Here is a 16,220-nt window from a genome sequence, read left to right as displayed (position 1 = left end):
TTACAGCTATACTTATAAAATTAAAGCATATATTTAGGAGTTTAAATTTATGGTAAAAAGAGATATGATAAATAGCGTTATAGGAGACGGATCATCTTTCAAAGGTACTTTTATAGTTAAGGGATCTTTTCAGATAGACGGTAAATTTGAAGGAGAATTAAAAATAGACGGACATTTAATTATAGGACCTAACGGAAAAGTAAAAACAAGCACTATTATAACCGAAAGCATTACAATAGCAGGTACTTTAATAGGAAATATAGATGCTCAAAAAGAAGTTATTTTAATTGAAACAGGAAGAGTATTAGGAAATATTGAGGCTCCTAAAATAGATGTAGGAGAAGGTGCTGTAATACAGGGAGAAATGACAATAACAGGCGGTCAGAAAAAAGATATTACAAAAGTGGTTCATGAATCATTTACAGGAATAAAAACTGAAGATAATGTATCCGAAAATACTTTTAATACTACAGATAATAATTAAGGCAATAGTATTTTTTAATTATAAAGGTGTATGAATAAATGGCTATAAAAATAAAAACTCAGGCTGAAATAAATTTAATGAGAGAAAGCGGCAATATACTTGCCAATGTATTTAAAGAAGTTGAAAAAATAGTTCAGCCAGGCATATCCACTAAAGAAATAGATAAATTTGTATATGACTATATAAGAAAAAAAAATGCAAAACCGTCATTTAAAGGCTACGGCAATCCTCCCTTTCCAAGCTCCGTATGCGCCTCAATAAATAATGAAGTAATACATGGAATACCAAGTAAAAATAAAATTCTAAAAAGCGGAGATATAATAGGCATCGATATAGGAGTATATTTCAAAGGTTATCATTCCGACAGAGCATTTACTTTCAAAGTAGGAAATGTATCAAAAGAGGCTTCAAGATTGGTAGATACCACTATGGAATCATTTTTCAACGGAGTAAAAAAAATCAGAGACGGCATACATTTGGGCGATGTTTCCTATGCCATACAGAAAACGGCTGAAGATGCAGGTTATTCTTTAGTAAGAGAATTTCAAGGTCATGGCGTAGGTGCTAATCTGCATGAAGAACCTCCTGTGCCTAACAGAGGAAAGCAAGGGGCAGGACCTATACTAAAAACAAATATGGTTATAGCAATAGAACCTATGGTAAATATGGGGCATCATGCTATTTTAATAGAAGATGATGACTGGACTATTATCACAAGAGACGGTTCATTATCTGCGCATTATGAGCATACCATAGCAGTTAAAGAGGACGGAGTTGAAATACTGACCGCTTTGAATGATGATGAAATAGTCAATAAATACATGAATAGTTAACATATTTAATTAAAAATTATATAATGTAAAAATTTATAATACCGATAACAAATATATAATATTTCAGCAGATAAATTATGAAGCATATATTTTTTATATTTATTACAGCAGTATTGACTTGTTTTTCAATATATCCTCAGGAACAATATCTTAATACTCAAAATATAGAATCAGACTCGGTAAAGACAGTTATCATAGATACCAATGCTTACGGATCATTATTTAACGGCAAATTAGAACCAGCTTGGGTATATATAGGCGAGGCTAAAAGATCAATATATAAAGGAGATATTTCTTATGCTCTTTATATAATGAATAAAACTCTGATGTATTATCCCGACAATGCAGATGCACATTATTTTTTAGGCGTTATATATGAAAAAGAGGGAGGCAATCCTGCAGAGCAGGGAGGAATGGCTTCTTATCGTCTGGCTATAGAAGAATACAGAAAGGCTATAAATCTTTCCTCCAATCTTACAATACCCGCTTACAAACTGGATTCATATTTCAGTTTATTATATATATATGAAAAATTAATAGATGAAAATAATTATGCAGGCATAGAAAAAGAAATAATTTCTATGGCTGAAAATTCTTATAAAAGAGAAGAAAGAGGAAGAATATATTTCAGATTAGCAGAGCATTACGGAAACAGAAATAAATACTCTGCAGCTATAGATTATTACAGAAAATCATATATTAACGGATACAGACAAAAATTATCATTATTCAGAATGTCTTTAATATACAGAAGAACCCGCAGCTATAGTAAAGAAAAAGAAGTGCTGCTGCTTGCAAACAGATATAATTTTGATAATGCGGAGCCCAGCAATTTTGATGTTCAGAAGGCTATAATTCAAAGATTAGAAGCATTGAAAAATGTAAGAATACCGAATAAATTGAATTAATATTTTTTATCATTGCTTTTTTATAATTTACTCTGGGATTTTATTATGAAAAAAATAATTATCATATTATTAGTATTATTAAATATGACATTATTATATGCTCAGGAAAATGAATTAAATTATTTAGAAGATGATTATACTTTTACCAATCCTTTTAGAATATATAAAACTGATAAATATTATACAGGCTGGCAGGATCCTAGGGCTTTTATAGGAAGAATACTGTTTGCTAAAAACTTTAATATGGAGAAGAACCTATCTCTTATTGCTCCGAATGCAAATTGGGATTTTAATCTGTATCAGTATATATTGAGGGGCGTTTGGCAAGCGAGATAATGTTTTATAGAAATAAATATTTTTCCGTAGGCATGGGCGGCGCTATGGAAATATCTATACTGGGAAGAAACAGCGGATTATTTGATGTTTATGATTTTTCAGGTCAGTTTATGGTATTTGCAGACCTTTGGCTTCAAAATCTTACAGGTATTAATATGAAAATAAGATTTATACCTATGTATCATCAATCTGCTCATTTAGTAGACGGATTTAGGGGAGATACTAAAATAAAAAGCGGAAGCAGCTATGAATTTGCTTCCGTATCTGTTTATTATTACATTAAAAATTTCAGTATTTATTTAGGTTCTGAAATTTCTTATAATGCTGTAGGAAACAGTCCTCAGCTCTTTAGAATACATACAGGACTTGATTACAGATACACAATATATAAAGATGAAATAAGCTTAATTACTGGAATAAATATTGCCGCTATTTTAGATAAAAAGGATAGATTATTACTCATAAATAATCCTTGGAATGCAGCTGTTAACTTCAGCATAGGAGTTGAATTTTACAGATATGCAGTATCTTTAAAAGTTGCCTACGGCAAGCCAAGAGGAGCGTCAGGTTATTTCGGTTATGAAACTAAAGTGGGACTTGAAACAAGCTTGTTATTATGATATAGAATATTTTTATTGACAGTAATAATAATTTAAATTAACAATATTTTTTTATCTGTAATTTATAAAAAATCATAAAATAATATATTCAAAATTAATTTATTATATTAAAGTATAAATATAAAAATTAAGGATATTTTATGCCGTCATTATTCGCTATATGGCTGGATTTGCAGAAGTTCTATGTACAGTGAAGAATGTTATATCTGCCGTTTCCGCCGAAATAGCTTTGTCAGTATTTAAAAGCATTATTACCGCTGATAAAGTTGTACTTGCTATGAAAGAAGTTAGACATGTAATATACGAGAGATTTAAAGAAACCGCTCAGGAAAGACTCACCAATACTCCTATAGAACATGCAATTGCAGAAAGGATTTTATGAAAGACTAATAAATTAAAAATAAATTATTCTTCGCCTATGCTCATAGGCATTATAATATAGTAATAATCTTCTCTCTCTATTTCTTTTACCATAGTCGGACTTGAATCTTTATTAACCATAAAAGCAACTATCTCTGAATCAATCTGCTTTATAACATCTTGTATATAAGTATAATTATATGCTATAGAATGCTCTTCTCCCGAATATTTTATATCTATTTCTTCCATAGATTCGCCCATTTCCTGATTTATTCCTTTTACTTTCAGCGATTCTTCAGAAACAGTTAATATCATTCTTTTTGAGCGTACATCATTAATCATAGGCACAACCCTTCTTATGGCATCAAGAAAATCATTTTTATTTACTCTGAAGCTGTAGGCAAACTCTTTAGGTATAACCTGCCTGAAATTAGGATATTTTCCCTCTATAAGGCTTGATACAAAATCATATTTTCCAACCTGAAAATAAACCTGCTGACCGTCAACTCCCATTTTTACCTGCTCCACTTCATCATAATTGGCGGTAACAAGTATTTCATTTAATACTTTAGGCTCTATTATTATGGAGAAAGATCCGTTTTCAACTCCTTCAAATTCTCTCTCTATAACTGCCATTCTTCTTCCGTCAGTGGCGACTGCAAGAAATTTAGAGTCGGTTTTTTCAAAGCATATTCCTCTTAAAGCGGGCTTAAACGGTTCTTTAGCTATAGAAGAAATAGTTTTATTAATCATAGTAACTAATTCTTTTGTAGGAAGCATTATATAGCTTATATCTCCGTTATTTTCAGGATATGCAGGAAAATCATCCGTCTTCATGCCTATTATTAAATGTTTAGTTTTTCCGTTTTCAGATTCTATATTTATCTTCTCATTTTCTTCAACATTTATCGTAATAAGTCCGTCCGGCATTTCTTTTAATATGGAGCTTATTTTTTTAGCATATACCGCAACCGCTCCCTCTCCTTCGCAGTCATCAAGTATTATTCTGCTTCTAGCCCAAACGGAACCGTCTGTGGCAGTTAATGTAAGCATATTTCCTGAAAGATAAAAAAGAACATTGCTTTCTATATTATAAATTACTTTTCCCTCAACAACATTTTCTGTAACGCCAATAGATTTTACTATATCTTTTTTTAAACATCTAAATCTCATTGCTTCCTCTTTTTTATTAAATTCTAAAAAACTGTAACATACTTCAATATTTTAACATTAAAAAATATTTTTTACAATATATTTTATTAAATTATAAATCTGACAAATACTTATATATATCTTCATACCCCTCATATTCCGCTATTTCTATAGGGGTAAGAGAATAATTATCTTTTATATTATATTCAGCTCCTAATTTTATTAAAGTTATAACGGCATTATATTTATTATAATAAACAGCCCAATGCAAAGCGGTTCTTCCATTATTATCAATACTGTTTAATTGTCCTGAATATTTTGCTATTTCTTTTATTATATCCGAATCTCCGTTAAATACGGCATACATTAAAAGCGTTCTGTTATCTTTATCTCTTATCTTATAATCTATATTTTTTCTGTTATCTCTTATCAATCTTTTAATATCATTTATATTAAGCGTATTATTTTCATTAAGCAAAGCCTTCATTACTATTGTCATTCCTGAAGAATCATATTCGTTTATATCGGGCTTCAATGGCATACAGCTTTTACTGTAAAATAAATATATAAATAATATAAAAAGAAATATAAAACAATTATTTATTCTGTTATTTTTAGCTTTTCTATTCTTTTTACTGCGCTTTTTCATAAATATAACTTGCCCTTTACTAATAAACAGAAAATTATATATATTTGTAATACTATAAAATATAATAATAACAAATTAACTTGAAAAAATTAATATTTATCCTATACTTTTGATATAGTAATATTATAAATAAAAATAATTTCAAGGTGAAATAAAATGGATCTATTAGCTCATATTTTAGCAAATGAGAATAATGAAGAATTTATAAAAAAGTTTTTAACAGAACTATTTACAAAAGACGAACAGGATATGATACAGCAGAGGCTTAGAATAGTTACTCTTTTAAGAAAGAAAATGCCGCAGTATGAAATAGCCAAGCAGTTAAATGCAAGTCTCTGTTCTATAACAAGAGGCGCTAAAGAATTAAAAAAACAAGACAGTGCATTAGCAGAAATAGTGGATAAATACCTTATAAGCGATAAAAATTTTCAAGAATATTTAAACAAATCATATAAGTAATATACTAATCTCATCAACATAATTAAAATAATATTTTTTTACAGATATATAATCGGAAGATATATTAAAATACTTCCTGTTATTATTTATGATTTTTTGGTATTTTAAATAAAAATTTTCATTAAAAATATAATTGTATTTTTTTACCGCAATGCCTTTTACAGTTCTAAGAGATAAAAATATAAACTCTCTTTTTCTGACTTCAATATCTAAATACTCGCTTTTTTTTACGGGAAGAATATCTTTATATAAAAAATCAAAGTAATCTTTAATAATTCTTGTATTTTCATAGCGGATATCACTGTAGCAGCCTGAAGCGGAAGCTCCTACTCCGATATAATCTTTTAAAAGCCAGTAATTCATATTATGAATTGATATATAATCTGAAAAAGAAAAATTTGACACTTCGTATCTTATTAATCCCAAGCCTTCCAATGTACCTGAAGCTGATTTATAATAGATGACAGAATCCTCATCGTTTGGAATTAATTTTTCCCATTTTTTCTGTAAAGACTGGTTTAGCTCCAAATAATAAAGGGATACATGCTTTATTTTCGGAAGAAGGTCAAAAGAAAACAATATATCATCTCTTATCTGCGCTTCTGTATTTATAGGAAGCCCGCATATAAAATCAGCTGAAATATTTTCTAAAGATGATTTATTTATTAATTTCAATGCATTTATAATATCTTTTTTATTTGTATGCCTGTTTATAATATATAAACTCTTATCATTAAAAGTCTGAATTCCAATAGAAAGCCTTATATTTTCCGTATTCTCTAAAAAATTAATATATTCGCCGTTAATATCATTTATATTTGATTCTATTGTTATTTCTTTTACTGAATATTTATTTTCATTATGTTTATAAACAATATGAAGTATATTATTTAATAAATATTTTAATAATTCCGCACCTAATACCGAAGGAGTACCTCCTCCGAAATATATAGTTTCTATTTCAGATTTATAATCTTTTATTCTAAGTTTTAATTCTTTTATTAAAGCCTCAACATAATTTTTATATATATCTCTGCTGTTCATATTAATGATGGAATAAAAATTGCAGTAGCTGCATTTATAGATGCAGAAAGGAATATGTATATAAAGTCCAGACATATTTTTTTATTTTAAAAAATCTTTAAGAGAATTATATTTATGAGAATGCATTTTTCTTAAAGCTTTTTTTTCTATTTGTCTTATACGCTCTTTAGTAAAAGAAAACATCGCCCCGACCTCTTTAAGAGTTTTTCTTTCCTGATCTATGCCGTATCTTGCATTAATTATTTGCTTTTCTATATCGGATAAGCTTTCAATAGCTGTCTTTAATTCTTCTATAAGTTCCTTATTTATAGCTATTTCCTCAACATTTTTAAGAGATCTGTCTTCTATGGTATCTATAAGCCTGTCTTTAATACTGTCATAATTACTATCTCCTTCAAGAGATATATGCTCTGTGCTCATAGACATAATATGAAGTATATCATTAGGATTTTTATTTAAAATAACGGCAAGTTCATTAATATCGGGAGTGCAGCCGCTTTTATAATAGTATTGATGCACCGCCCTCTCTAAATCCACCAAATCCATAGCTTTATTAAGAGGAAGTCTTATAAGTCTTGATTTTTCATTAATAGCCCTTAATATGCTTTGCCTGATCCAATATACCGCATAGGATATAAAATGATAGCCTTTATCAGGATCGAATCTATCGGCAGCTATCATAAGCCCTATATTTCCTTCGCTGATTAAATCTTCAAGTAAAAGTCCGCTGTTTTTATATTGTTTTGCAATTGTAATAACGAATCTTAAATTGCTTCTAATAAGCTTATTTCTTGCTTCTGCATCCCCTTCTTTAAGTCTCTTTGTAAGTTCTATTTCTTCTTTTCTGGTTAATAGCTTTTCTCTTTTTGCATCTGCAAAATATAAAGAAATATTATTCTGTTCCTCTAAATTCATTTTTATCATGATCTTTATAATATATTTTACTATTAAAAATTAGTTTTTAATTATATCATCTTCTTAATTAAAATCAAGTATTTATAAATATCTGTATGCAAGATCATGCACAACTGAATGATTAAAAGAATGCGAAGATTTATTTGCAGTTATTTTACCTCTTATAGGTCTTGCAAGTATATATAAATCTCCGATAATATCAAGAATTTTATGCCTTACAAATTCGTTATTAAAATGAAGTTTGGTATTTATTACTTTTCCATCGCAAAGAAGTATATGACTTCCTATCATACCGCTTCCAGCCATACCCATTTTCTGAGCATAGTCTATATTATCTATTGTGTTAAAAGATCTAGCCTTTCCGATTTCTTCCGTAAATTGATCAAAGCTTTCGAAACTGTATGTATATTCCTGCACTCCTATACTTCCTGAAAAATCTATACGAAGACTCACCTCAAGTCCGTTATAAGGAGAAAGAATAATATATGTTTCATTATCATTAACATTTCCGTAAGTCAGAGTCTTATCTATAATTATAGGCTCTATATAAGCGTCCTGCTCTGAAAATCCAGCTTCTTTTAAAGCATTGCAAAATACCAAAGCGGAACCGTCCACATTAGGAACCTCTCCGTCGCATTTCACTATCAAATTTGTAATTCCCATCATATGAAGAGCAGCTAAAAAATGCTCTGTGGTTTTTATATACCTGCTTCCTGCAACTAATGCCGTAGAATTAACAGCTCCTGATTTATCTTTAGAGAGTATATTGCTATGAGAGAGTTTTATATTAGTATTTGTATTTATATCAACAAAAACTATACCTGTATTAATTTCGGCAGGCACTAAAGTTAAAGCCGTTTTTCTGCCTTCCATCAAGGCAAAACCGCTTATTACTATACTTTTAGCTATTGTTCTCTGTCTGATTTTATATTTATCACTGCAGTAATTATGACCTGACATATTTTCCGAATTATGAATGGTATCGGTTTTATTTTCCGTTTCTTTAAATACATCTGCACAGCTTAATATAAGCTTAGATGTGCTTATAGGTTTTTCTAAAAAATCATAAGCGCCCATTTTAGTAGCTCTAACCGCCGTTTCAACTCCCGCATGACCGCTCATCATAATTACTTCCGCACTATTATATTTTTCTTTTATATTAGCCAATATATCAAGACCGTCAACATCAGGAAGCCATACATCTAAAAATACTAAATTTATTTTTTTACTGCTGAGAATGCTTTCTGCTTCCTGATAATTTTTTGCTATATATACATCATAGCCTTCATCTTCTAAAATACTCTGACATACTGAAAGTATATCTTCCTCATCATCTATAATTAATATATTCTGTTTTATCTTTACTGTCTGCATATTTAAAAATTCCATTCTCTAATAATAGTATATTAGCAATATAAAATCAATACCATATACATCCTTATTATCGGTATAATAAGGATTTTAATAAAATATTTAAAGCATACTATATAATAACCTTTAAAACAATCAAATAGTCAATAAAATTATAAATTAATATATAAAAAATATTGTTTTTTTTATGCTGTAAATATACAATGTAGAGCATTAATAGTTATAAGGAATATTAAAGTGAAAGATTTACTTATTGAAATATTGGTTGAAGAAATACCTGCAGATTTTGCCTATCATGCAAGCATAAGTTTTAAAAAAATTATTGAAAATATGCTGAACGGCTACGGTATAGCCTTCAAATCCGCAGTTTCTTATACAACTCCAAGAAGACTGTCTGTTATTGCCGAAGATGTGCAGGAAAAATCTAAAGATGAGGTTGCAGAATTTAGAGGACCCTTATTTGAAAGCGCTTTAAAAGACGGAGCTTTAACAAAAGCGGGCGAAGGTTTTTTAAAAGCTCATAATATTGAACCTGCATTAATAAAAAATATAAATGAAAGCGAATCTTTTGAAAAGCCTTATATAAAAGAAATAAACGGAAAAAAATATTTATTTGTAAAACAAAAGAAAAAAGGAATAGAAACTAAAAAATTATTTGAAGAAGTATTGGAAGATATTATTTCTAAAATAGATTTTAAAAAGAAAATGAGATGGGGCAATAAGGATTTTGCTTTTGTGCGTCCTATTAGAAATGTATTAGCCTTATTCGGAAATGAAGTTATTAAAACATCCGTTGCAGGAATGGAAACAAGCAATAAAACTACAGGCCACAGACTGCTTTCTCCAGAATTTACTGAAATTAAAAATCCTAAAGATTATGAAAAAACTTTGCTTGAAAAACATGTTGTTGTATCAAGAGAAAAGAGATTAGAAAATATCATTAATCAGCTGGAAAATATTGAAAAAGAGTTTGGCTATGAAGCTGTTTCAAAGAAAAAAGTATCTGAAATAGTTGTCAATTTAGTAGAAGAACCTTATCTTATTACAGCCGAATTTGATTCTAAGTTTTTGGAAGTGCCTAAAGAAGTATTAACAAGCGAAATGATTGAACATCAGAAATATTTTCCATTATGCCGAAAAGACGGTACTTTAACTAATTTATTTATAATAACATCAAATCAGCCTGAAACTCCTCAGATAATAGCGGGCAATATAAGAGTATTAACCGCAAGACTTTCAGACGGAAGATTTCTTTATCAGGAAGATATAAAAAAAGGCATGGACGAGATGAATGAAAGACTGGAAACTCTTATGTTCAGAAAAGAGCTTGGAAGCGTGGCAGATAAAGTGAAAAGAATTGAGAAAAACTCTGAACTTTTGATAAAACTTCTGAAATATGATAAAGACAGAGATAATATACTTAAAGCAGTTAAATATATGAAATCCGATTTAGTAAGCAGCATGGTCTATAATTTCCCTGAACTTCAAGGAATAATGGGAGGATACTTTGCCGAATCTATGAATCTTAATGATGATATTGCATTAGCTATAAGCGAACAGTACAAGCCTTTATATGCTTCAGGCAGCATACCTTCAAATGATACGGGAAAAGCTATAGCCATACTTGATAAAATGGATAATATAGTATCAGGCTTTTATGTAGGAGATATACCAACAGGCTCTCAAGACCCTAATGCTTTAAGAAGACAGGCTCTTGGTATTATAAATATACTTATAAAATCTAAAAAGCATATAAGTCTTAAAACATTAATAGAAGATGCTGTTAATTCTATGCCGAAAGAGGCTAAAAATAATAAAAGCTTAGATTTAGTAAAAGATATATTTGAGTTTTTTAAATCCCGTTTTGAAAATGATATTAATTTTTCTAAAGATTCCGTGGCAGGAGTTCTATCCACAGAAATAGATGATATGTATGATGCCTATTTAAAAATAGAAGCTATTGATGCATTCAGAAATAAAAATGATACTTTATTCTCTAATCTGCTCATAGTATTTAAAAGAGTAAAAAATATTATTAAATATTCTGAGGATGTAAAATTAGATGAATTACTCTTAAAAGAAGATACTGAAAAATTTTTATATAGTGTTTATAAAGAAAAACTAAAAGAAGTTAATAAACTTATGAAAAACAGAGAATATGAAGAAACCTTCTCAGAGCTTGCAGGTCTTTATGAACCTTTGGATAAGTTTTTCAAAGATATTATGGTAATGGCAGAAGATGAAAAAATTAAAAATAACCGTATAGCTTTGCTCTCTTCAGTTGATAATATTTTTAAGAATATGCTTGATTTTTCAAGTCTGATAAAATAATAAAAAGCAATATTGTAAAAAAAAGAATATGACTGTATAATAATAAAACTATCAATCAAGGAGAAAAAATGAAAAAAAGAATATTTATCATTTTATCAGCATTTATTTTAATACTTTCATGCACAAAAACAAACTCATCAAGTACGGAAGCGGGTGTTATGGATATAGACTTCCAATCCGTATTTGATGAAAAAGCAGGTGACGATAATAATTTAATGCAAAACTCATATTTAAAAGTTTCAGGAACTTACGGCAGCATTGATGCTAAAGTAGATGCCTCAACAGGAGCTTCATCGCCTGCAGGAGCTACTAAATCTTGGGACTCTTACAGATATCAGAATGGTCAATCTGCAAATAACAGAATGGAAAGAGGACTTGGTTTTTTTGTATTATATGGAGTATCGCCTGCAAAAATTTTTGTATATGACGGAATGAACGGAAGCGGAATATCTCAAAAAACTGCAAACGGTACTAACGGACCAAAAATTACAGGAACAGGTGTTGTTAAAGATGAAACAGGAGTTATTACCATAAGATATGCACATGCAGGAGGACCTGCGGTTTATCCTTGGGTTTATGAATTAAAATCCGATACTAATGGAATATTTAAAATAGGATATGGATCGGATAATAATAAAATAAGCTCTTCTCAAATATCTAATGATACTGATTTTTATAATATTGATATGATAATTGATAAACCTAAAGAAGGCATACCTTATTGGCAAGGCGATTTACAGGGTACTTTTGAAAATAATATATTGACATTAAAAGGAAGACTAAAAGAAATAAAATAATTGAAATAATTAAGAGGACTTTATAAAAATATAAAGTCCTTTTTTATTATAATAAAATCTAAATATTATACTGCCAGTCTTAAAACTTAAAATTATTTTATTTTCTCTGTATATTTATCGTATATAAACTTACATATCAATTTGGAATTAAATACGGATAAATCTTCAAACTCTCCTATATACTCATCTCCGATTTTATCAAGTATATTAATAGAAAAATTAATTTTATAAGAATTAATAGACATAGAGGCATCTTTTATAATATGCCCGATTTCAATATCAGCCTCCTCAGGCGGCATAATAAATTTTATTCCAATAGGCGACATTTCCGTTATTATGCCATGCAGTATCTGTCTTACCCTGTCATGTCTGAATACCAATTTGAAATTATCTAAATTATTCACTACAATATGCTTTAATTTTCTAATCTTTATATTAGCTTTTTCCAAAAGTAAATTAAATCTATTTAAAAAATCTTTTTCATTAAAAGGCTTTAATAAAAAACCTGAAATTCCAAGTCTCATCATATCAGTAAAAAATTCTCTGCTTGGATCTGCAACATGAACTATAACATGAACGCCATGATATCTGTCATCTAAATAAATTTTCTCAAGTATATCTTTTATCTCAGTATCATCTTCCGCAGTCTCTATAATAGCAACGGAAAAAGGAAGCTTGCCGAACATAGGCAAAATATTATTCTTATCCTTTACGGCAAATACCTCATATCCTGCCGTAATAAGAATACTGATCAAACTATCTCTTATTTGCAAAGACGAATCATAAACTAATACTCTCATAAAATTTATACCCGAAATAATTATATTATTTTTTATAATATATATAGAAAAAAAATTAAAATCAATAATATATTTTTATATAATGGACTTATTTTTTATTTTATCTAACGATATATTTCTTCGGATATATAATTATTAGTATAGGTTAAATAAAAATAATCAGCCACTTCTGAAGTAATATTATCATATACTATTATGTTAACTCCATTTGTGGTTTTTATAAGATTGCTTCTGCTTATCATAATTTTATTTCCGCTGTCAACTACTAAATCATTATATTTATTAAGTTCCTTATGATAAAGATAATCTATTTTACCTGATGATGAAAATACTAAATTATTTTTATCTATTACATAAGAAGCATTATGAGTATATATTTCATTAGTTATATTAAAATTGTGATGCAGACTTTTTATAATTGCATCATTTGCAGAATATTCACCAAGCATATTTATAACTATAGTATAATCATTAAGATTTGTTATCTTTGCAATATAGTTATGAATATTATCTATACATCTGAGATTCATATCATATACTCTATTGTATTCATATAAAGCGTTTTTCTCCCAAGTATAATAATTCGTATCTCCTCTTCTGTCTGGCAAATCAAAATTATATTTTAAATATTTACCCAAATAAGAAGTATATTTTCCAACTCCTTTATAATTTAAATGTCCTGCATCATTATAATCTTCCCAAAAATCCAAATTATAATCATCATAATGAAGATTAAAATTCATAAAAGGAATATTATACTCTTCTGCAATCTCCCCCACCCTATTAAAATGTCCAGCCTCTTCATCAGTCATAGGAAAAGGAGAAGCTATTACAGCTATAGGTATATTATTAGTCTTTGCAAGATGCAATATCTTCCTGTAATAAGCCTCCTGAGGTTCAAGCAGAGGAAGAGAGTCTTTAATATTTTTAATATCAGGCTCTTTAATAGGAAATGTTTTATTATGAAAAGAATAGCCTTTAAAATATTTATAATGATTATAATTGCCGGCATAAGAAATAAAATCTTCATCTTTTAAATCCTTATACCTATTATGATATCTGTACATAGGATTAATAAACTCGTAAAATCTGTCTCCTGCCGTAACCTTTGCAGACTCTATTCTATTTTCAGACCATTTTAAAGCATATAAAGCCGCTACAATCTGATAATCTGCAACATTAGTTCTGCATGCAGCCGCAATATACGATTCCAATACAATTAATTTAGGCTTCTGCGTTTTTAATACTTCTATCAAATAATGATAAGTGCTCCATATAGGCTGGCTTCCTGATGTAAAATTATAAGCTGCAATTCCATATTCATTATACAAAATTGCTGGATTAATATTATAATGCACATGACTGCTTCCCAAAAAAACAACATCTATGGTATTAGTTTTCTGCTCATAAAAACTGTCGCCTTGATATATTCCGTTATCATTTTTAAATCTTAAAACCCTGCTTGAAAACCAGAGCAATGTAATAAATACAGCCGTAAAGCAAATAATTTTTATAGTGTTTTTTATCATATTATAATAGCCTATTATTTTTTTAAATATAAATAATTATTAAACCTATAATCTAAAACTGAAAATATATAAACTGCTTAGGATCAAAACCTGCTCCGTACTTTCCGTATATTATTATAAAAAAAAGCAGAAAAAATATAAATGCCCATCTGAAATATAAGCATTGATTTTTTAAAAATACATAAATAGTTTCTTTTTTTATATATTTTATAACATCTGCTGAAAATAAAACTATTAAAGATATTATAAGTATATTAATTTCAAAACTGTCTAAGCCAAGCTTATATAAAGAACCGTCAAATATATGCCATAAATCCGACTTAGTAAGCATTCTCTTTATATAGTAAAAAGCATCATATATAGTTTCAGCTCTAAAAAATATCCAAGCCAAATCAACTATAATAAAAGTAATAAATACTTCAAGAAATTTAAAGCTGAAGCTTTGCACCTTTACATTAAAATTATTTAAAATATTATTTCTAAACTTTGAAGTAATATCTTCTATTAAATAGAATATGCCATGAATAGCACCCCAAACTATAAAAGTGAAATTAGCCCCATGCCATAATCCGCTTACTAAAAATGTTGCAAGTATATTAAAGCTTCTTCTTAATTTTGAACATCTGTTTCCCCCAAGTGGTATATAAAGATAATCTCTAAACCAAGAGGATAAAGATATATGCCATCTTCCCCAAAAATCTTTTATGCTTCTTGCAAAATACGGAGTATTGAAATTCTCCATTAAATCTATGCCCATAATCTTAGCCGTTCCTATTGCTATAAGAGAATAGCTTGCAAAATCGCAGTATATCTGCACTGCAAATAATAATGCTGACAGCAGCAATTCGCTTGAGTTATATATATAATATCTGTTAAAAACGGTATCAACTAAAATAGAAGCCCTATCTGCTATTACCATTTTCTGAAAATATCCAAACAGCATTAAAGTTAAGCCTTCTGTTATTCTATTATAATCAAATCTTTTTACTTTATCTAAATTTTGTATCTGCGTTAATAAATTTTTAGAACGCTCTATAGGTCCTGCTACCAGCTGCGGAAAAAAAGATACAAATAATGCATACTTAATAATATTTTTCTCAGACTTTATGTCGCCTCTGTAAACATCTATTGTATAGCTTAAAGCCTGAAAAGTGTAAAAAGATATTCCGACTGGAAGTATTATATCAAATGTTTTTTCTATAATACGGATATTAAATGCGGATAAAATCATATTAATATTTAAAAGCAGGAAACCGTAATATTTAAAAAATACTAATATTGAAATATTTATTATAAAACTGAAGGCAACTACCGTTTTTTTATACTTTAATTTTTCTATCAATATGCCGCTTAAAAAAGTTACAGCTGTAGAAGCACCCATTAATAATGCATATTTAGGATTCCAAAACATATAAAATATATAGCTTGCTGTAAAAAGACAAATATATCTTAATTTTTTTGGAAATATCCAATACAAAATAAGCGTTACAGGAAAAAATATCAAAAAATCCGTAGAATTAAACAGCATTTATATAACTCATAATAATAACTAAAATATACATTTATAACTATAAAAAACTAATAATAGTAATATATTATTTTAATATTTTTGCATAATAAAGTATTAAAATA

Annotated in this window: 17 protein-coding genes; 9 read left to right on the top strand and 8 right to left on the bottom strand. The window is 28.6% G+C overall.

Annotated elements, in window-relative coordinates:
* Window positions 1-49 precede the first annotated feature (49 nt).
* The 6 genes from QZ306_RS04195 to QZ306_RS04170 all read left to right on the top strand — a co-directional run bounded on the left by QZ306_RS04195 (window position 50) and on the right by QZ306_RS04170 (window position 3,563).
* Window positions 50-484: a polymer-forming cytoskeletal protein gene (locus QZ306_RS04195; RefSeq protein ID WP_295161498.1), complete on the top strand. Its 435-nt coding sequence runs from the start codon at window positions 50-52 to the stop codon at window positions 482-484.
* Between the two features lie 38 nt (window positions 485-522).
* On the top strand, window positions 523-1,317 hold the full coding sequence (gene map / locus QZ306_RS04190) for a type I methionyl aminopeptidase (RefSeq protein WP_295161494.1): 795 nt from the start codon (window positions 523-525) through the stop codon (window positions 1,315-1,317).
* 77 nt (window positions 1,318-1,394) lie between these two features.
* On the top strand, window positions 1,395-2,225 hold the full coding sequence (locus QZ306_RS04185; protein WP_295161491.1) for a hypothetical protein: 831 nt from the start codon (window positions 1,395-1,397) through the stop codon (window positions 2,223-2,225).
* Window positions 2,226-2,270: 45 nt separating this feature from the next.
* A complete protein-coding gene (locus QZ306_RS04180) occupies window positions 2,271-2,561 on the top strand; it encodes a hypothetical protein (protein WP_295161488.1) in 291 nt (96 codons plus the stop codon).
* The gene (locus QZ306_RS04175) at window positions 2,546-3,181 is read left to right on the top strand and encodes a hypothetical protein (protein ID WP_295161486.1); all 636 of its coding nucleotides are present in this window, start codon (window positions 2,546-2,548) and stop codon (window positions 3,179-3,181) included. Before QZ306_RS04180 ends, QZ306_RS04175 begins: the two co-directional genes overlap by 16 nt.
* 160 nt (window positions 3,182-3,341) lie before the next feature.
* Entirely contained in the window at window positions 3,342-3,563 is a 222-nt protein-coding gene (locus tag QZ306_RS04170; RefSeq protein WP_295161483.1) for a hypothetical protein, read from the top strand.
* 23 nt (window positions 3,564-3,586) lie between these two features.
* Here the strand turns inward: QZ306_RS04170 and dnaN are convergent, their stop codons facing one another.
* Together dnaN and QZ306_RS04160 are read right to left on the bottom strand one after the other, a co-directional pair.
* The gene (gene dnaN, locus QZ306_RS04165; RefSeq protein ID WP_295161480.1) at window positions 3,587-4,714 is read right to left on the bottom strand and encodes a DNA polymerase III subunit beta; all 1,128 of its coding nucleotides are present in this window, start codon (window positions 4,712-4,714) and stop codon (window positions 3,587-3,589) included.
* 91 nt (window positions 4,715-4,805) lie between these two features.
* A complete protein-coding gene (locus tag QZ306_RS04160; RefSeq protein WP_295161477.1) occupies window positions 4,806-5,342 on the bottom strand; it encodes an ankyrin repeat domain-containing protein in 537 nt (178 codons plus the stop codon).
* Window positions 5,343-5,498: 156 nt separating this feature from the next.
* On the opposite strand from QZ306_RS04160, the gene QZ306_RS04155 reads away from it, so the two are divergent.
* Window positions 5,499-5,801, top strand: coding sequence for a Trp family transcriptional regulator (locus QZ306_RS04155; RefSeq protein WP_295161474.1), 303 nt, complete (start codon window positions 5,499-5,501; stop codon window positions 5,799-5,801).
* Here QZ306_RS04155 and hemW read toward each other — a convergent pair.
* The 3 genes from hemW to lpxC form a co-directional block, all read right to left on the bottom strand.
* Window positions 5,790-6,920, bottom strand: coding sequence for a radical SAM family heme chaperone HemW (gene hemW, locus QZ306_RS04150; RefSeq protein ID WP_295161471.1), 1,131 nt, complete (start codon window positions 6,918-6,920; stop codon window positions 5,790-5,792). The two genes, QZ306_RS04155 and hemW, sit on opposite strands and share 12 nt — an antisense overlap.
* Before the next feature lie 6 nt (window positions 6,921-6,926).
* The gene (locus QZ306_RS04145) at window positions 6,927-7,760 is read right to left on the bottom strand and encodes an RNA polymerase sigma factor RpoD/SigA (protein ID WP_295161468.1); all 834 of its coding nucleotides are present in this window, start codon (window positions 7,758-7,760) and stop codon (window positions 6,927-6,929) included.
* A gap of 81 nt (window positions 7,761-7,841) precedes the next feature.
* The gene (lpxC, locus tag QZ306_RS04140; protein WP_300747665.1) at window positions 7,842-9,134 is read right to left on the bottom strand and encodes a UDP-3-O-acyl-N-acetylglucosamine deacetylase; all 1,293 of its coding nucleotides are present in this window, start codon (window positions 9,132-9,134) and stop codon (window positions 7,842-7,844) included.
* Between the two features lie 234 nt (window positions 9,135-9,368).
* On the opposite strand from lpxC, the gene glyS reads away from it, so the two are divergent.
* Both glyS and QZ306_RS04130 read left to right on the top strand, forming a co-directional pair.
* Window positions 9,369-11,462, top strand: coding sequence for a glycine--tRNA ligase subunit beta (glyS, locus tag QZ306_RS04135; protein WP_295161462.1), 2,094 nt, complete (start codon window positions 9,369-9,371; stop codon window positions 11,460-11,462).
* A 68-nt stretch (window positions 11,463-11,530) separates the two neighbouring features.
* Window positions 11,531-12,259, top strand: coding sequence for a hypothetical protein (locus tag QZ306_RS04130; protein WP_295161460.1), 729 nt, complete (start codon window positions 11,531-11,533; stop codon window positions 12,257-12,259).
* Window positions 12,260-12,351: 92 nt separating this feature from the next.
* On the opposite strand, the gene QZ306_RS04125 is transcribed toward QZ306_RS04130, so the two are convergent.
* From QZ306_RS04125 to QZ306_RS04115, 3 genes are all read right to left on the bottom strand, one after another.
* Window positions 12,352-13,059 carry a response regulator gene (locus QZ306_RS04125; RefSeq protein WP_295161457.1) on the bottom strand — a complete coding sequence of 236 codons (708 nt, stop codon included), beginning with the start codon at window positions 13,057-13,059 and terminating at the stop codon, window positions 12,352-12,354.
* 104 nt (window positions 13,060-13,163) lie between these two features.
* Complete coding sequence (locus tag QZ306_RS04120) at window positions 13,164-14,588, bottom strand: SGNH/GDSL hydrolase family protein (RefSeq protein WP_295161455.1); 1,425 nt, start codon at window positions 14,586-14,588, stop codon at window positions 13,164-13,166.
* A gap of 52 nt (window positions 14,589-14,640) precedes the next feature.
* Complete coding sequence (locus QZ306_RS04115; RefSeq protein ID WP_295161453.1) at window positions 14,641-16,116, bottom strand: MBOAT family O-acyltransferase; 1,476 nt, start codon at window positions 16,114-16,116, stop codon at window positions 14,641-14,643.
* Window positions 16,117-16,220: the final 104 nt, after the last annotated feature.

This window comes from uncultured Brachyspira sp. (assembly GCF_910588665.1).
Taxonomy (GTDB): domain Bacteria; phylum Spirochaetota; class Brachyspiria; order Brachyspirales; family Brachyspiraceae; genus Brachyspira.
Note: the sequence above shows the minus strand (reverse complement) of the source record. Positions and strands in the feature narration are given on the sequence as shown.